Source organism: Rhodococcus sp. R1101, from assembly GCF_000278445.1.
In the GTDB taxonomy this organism is placed as follows: Bacteria; Actinomycetota; Actinomycetes; order Mycobacteriales; family Mycobacteriaceae; genus Rhodococcus; species Rhodococcus gordoniae.
Map to the genome: position 1 here is coordinate 1 of NZ_AJVB01000387.1, position 3,661 is coordinate 3,661.

General features: G+C 66.2%; 2 protein-coding genes. Both read left to right on the forward strand.

All coding sequences use genetic code 11. The annotated features are described in order from the left end of the window. Positions 1-27 precede the first annotated feature (27 nt). Positions 28-738: a hypothetical protein gene (locus R1101_RS0118390; protein WP_232284784.1), complete on the forward strand. Its 711-nt coding sequence runs from the start codon at positions 28-30 to the stop codon at positions 736-738. Positions 739-740: 2 nt separating this feature from the next. Further along, the gene (locus R1101_RS0118395) at positions 741-2,945 is read left to right on the forward strand and encodes an acyl-CoA dehydrogenase (protein ID WP_016934818.1); all 2,205 of its coding nucleotides are present in this window, start codon (positions 741-743) and stop codon (positions 2,943-2,945) included. Positions 2,946-3,661: the final 716 nt, after the last annotated feature.

Below are 3,661 nucleotides of genomic sequence, written 5' to 3' on the forward strand. Positions count from 1 at the left end.
CCTCGACCGGAGACCTGGTCGGTGGACATGCCCGATCAGTACACTGCCGCCGATCGGATCGCGCGACACCGTGGGTTCACGCGCGAGGAACTCGACCAATTCGGACTGCGTTCGCAGCACCGCGCTCGCGCCGCCTGGGACAACGGTTGGTTCGATCGGCAGATCATTCCTGTCGCAATCCCCGGCGACGGGCTCGGTACGCGAGTCACCCAGGATCAGGGCCTGCGCGAGACGAGCATGGAGGCGCTTGCCCGGCTGCGCCCCACGATCGACGGCGGCCTCCACACCGCCGGCACGTCGTCGCAGGTGTCCGACGGTGCGAGCGCAGCCGTGCTGATGTCCGAGAACAAGGCTCGTGACCTCGGCGTGAGGCCGCGGGCCAGATTGCTCGCGCAGTGTGTCATCGGCGGCGATACCGAGTTCATGCTGGACGGCCCGGTTGCCGCGGCGCATACCCTGTTCGAGCGCACAGGGATGACCGTCGCCGACGTGGACCTGTTCGAGGTCAACGAAGCATTCGCTGCCGTGCCCATGTCGTTCGCACAGGTCCACAAGGTCGATCCGGAGGTGCTCAATGTCGGCGGTGGTGCCATTGCTCTTGGTCATCCAGCAGGCGCAACGGGTATTCGTTTGCTGGCCACGGCAATCGACGAGCTCGAGCGTCGGGACAAGGAGATCGCGATGATCGCCATCTGTGCCTCCGCAGCCACCACGTGCGTAATTCTGGAACGGATGTAGACATGGCCATCGCTCTTGACGCAGACCATCGTGACCTTGCCGACGCCGTTGCCGGCCTGGCCCGCCGTCACGCACCGATCGCACGCACCCGTGAGACATTCGCGGAACTTGCGGAGGGGAAACGGCCCGAGATCTGGGACGCATGCGTCCAGCAAGGCCTGCATGCTTTGCATCTGGCCGAGGAAGATCACGGTGCCGGCGCCGGTCTCCCGGAGCTCGCCGTCGTGGCCGAGCAGTTCGGTCGTGCCCTTGCGCCGGGTCCGTGGGTACCTACCGTCATCGCCAGCGCACTGATCGCCACACTCCCTTCGGGCGAGGTCGTCACGGATCTCCTGCGCCGGTTCGTCGACGGTGCGACCGGTGCCGCAGTCACCGTGCCCGGACTCGTCGCGACGCCCGTCGAGCAGGGATGGACGGTAACGGGCCTTTCCGAACCGGTGCTCGGATTGCCGGGCGCCGACGAGGTGATCGTGTGTGCCACCACCGCCGATGGCGCGTGGGTGTGGTTCCGGCTTCCCTCGACTGCCGGAGAGATCGAAGTTGCCGAGGGTGTGGACCTCACTCGATCGATCGGGCGGTTGCGACTCTCCGGCGAGGTGGTGACCGCCGAGCACCTGCTGCCGCCGGTCGAGAGGGACGATGTGCACCTGATCGTCAACACCTTGCTCGGTGCCGAGGCCGCCGGGATCGCAGCGTGGGCGCTGGACACGGCCGTCGACCACGTCCGCAACCGGCACCAGTTCGGCCGGCCGGTGGGGAGCTTCCAAGCCGTGCAGCACAAGGCGGCGATGATGCTGGTACGGCGTGACATCGCTGCTGCCGCTGCATGGGATGCCGCGCGATCGGAACTGCACGGTCGAGAACAGCAGCGGCTCGCGGCCGCACAGGCAGCCGTGACGGCTGTGCCGGCTGCCGTCGACATCGCTCTGGAGTGTGTCACTCTGCTCGGCGGTATCGGCTTCACCTGGGAGCACGACGCGCACCTGTACTGGCGGCGAGCGCTGTCGATCACCTCGATCGTCGGCCCGGAAGAGGTCTGGGCCCGCCGGCTCGGCGAGCTCGCGATGTCCAGCGCTCGCGATTTCTCGCTGGTCGGTACGGACGCCCTTCCGGAACTGCGAGAGCGCGTCGGGGAGGTCCTCGACGAAGTGCTCTCGCTTCCGGACGACGCGGTGTACACCGAGGGGTGGGCGCCGGCGCGCGGCGGTGCACGCCGAGCCCGATTGGCCGAAGCCGGTTTCGTCGCGCCGCACTACCCTCTGCCGTACGGGTTGGCAGCCACGCCGCACGAACAGGCCGTGATCGCGGACGAATTCGCGCGCCGCGGACTCGAACAACCCACCACTGTGATCGGGGAATGGGTCCTGCCGACACTGTTGCTCCACGGCACCGAGGACCAACAGCGGCGGTTCGTTGCTCCCACGCTCCGGAGCGAGATCGTCTGGTGTCAGTTGTTCAGCGAGCCCGGCGCCGGCTCGGACCTGGCAGGATTGTCCACCCGCGCCCGCAAGGTGGACGGCGGCTGGGTGATCGCAGGTCAGAAGGTATGGAATTCGCTTGCGCATCAGGCTGACTGGGGTATCTGTCTGGCGCGAACGAATCCCGATGTGCCGAAACACGAAGGCATCTCCTACTTCCTCATCGACATGCAGAGCGAGGGACTCGATGTGCGGCCGCTGCGACAGGCGACCGGAAAAGCCGAGTTCAACGAGGTGTTCTTCGACGATGTCTTCGTGCCCGACGACTACCTCGTCGCCGAACCGGGTCAGGGCTGGCGGCTCGCGGCCACGACGCTGGCCAACGAGAGACTCAACATGGGGACCGAACTCGCGCACGGCTCCGCCGCACGCGTACGCGGTCTCGTCGAGTCCGGCCGGCACGCTGCAGGAGACGACGCGGCGCTGCGTACTCTCGGGCGTAACACCGCCCGCGAGATGGCTTTGTCGGCAATGAACTTGCGTAGTGTGCAGGGTCGTCTGTCCGGTCTCGACGTCGGCGCGGAGATCAGCGTGCAGAAAGTTTTCAGTGCGATCGCGCAACGGGACGGTTCGCGAGCGCTTGTCTCGCTACTCGGCCCGGCCGGAGCCGTCGACGAGGGCGGGCACATGATCGACCACATCGGCCTGCCTGCAGTCCTGTTCGGCGGCGGTACCATCGAGATTCAGCTCAACGTGATCGCCCGTCGCGTACTCGGATTGCCCCGATAAGACCGCATACGCCGTCCGAGCCTGATCCGGCCTCGATAACGTTTACTCACTGACTGTTTCGGAATGAGTTCGCCGTGATGGGCGGCAGTCAGGAACGGTGTCGGGCACGGTGTCGACGGCAGCTGTAGAGCTCGTTCTCGACAGTCGAGTGCGGCGGCGTGACCTGCCGGCGCAGGGTGCACCGTCGGTGATCAGAACGACTGCGTTTACCGGATGTCGGGTGTGCTGAGAGGACCGTCGACCCGATAGAAAGCGTCTGTGGTCTGCATCCCATGCCGAGGGCACAGGCGCAGTGGCGCCCCTGCGGAGAGGGAGGACGGCAGGCGCTTCGGCGCCGGCTTTGCTGTAGCCGTCCCTGAGGAAAGTATGAAGCGCTGCATCCGGCAGTGCGGTCTGCGAGAGTTCACGCAGTCGGGAAGGTATCGACCAGTTTCCACGTCGGCCTCGGACGACGACCTGCTGGGGACGACCTCGAAGGCCGACATGCCGATGGGACCTCGAGGGTCGAACACGTGCGGGTACATTCCCGAGTACGACGGAAGTAGGAAGTGCGCGACACGTCCGTCATGGACAGCTTGATTCTGCCGAATCGACACTGAGACCACGACTCCCGATCGGTCGGTCGCGCAGCTCGATTCGTTCAACGGCGAGGGAATCCTGGGGAGCGGACGTCGCTCGCCTCGGAGTCGTGGTGCCTCCTCGCGACTCCGAGGCGT

What these genes read in the sequence shown, in the direction of transcription:
- R1101_RS0118390 (WP_232284784.1), top strand. Translation starts at nt 28, where the DNA reads ATGCCCGATCAGTACACTGCCGCCGATCGGATCGCGCGACACCGTGGG.
- R1101_RS0118395 (WP_016934818.1), top strand. Translation starts at nt 741, where the DNA reads ATGGCCATCGCTCTTGACGCAGACCATCGTGACCTTGCCGACGCCGTT.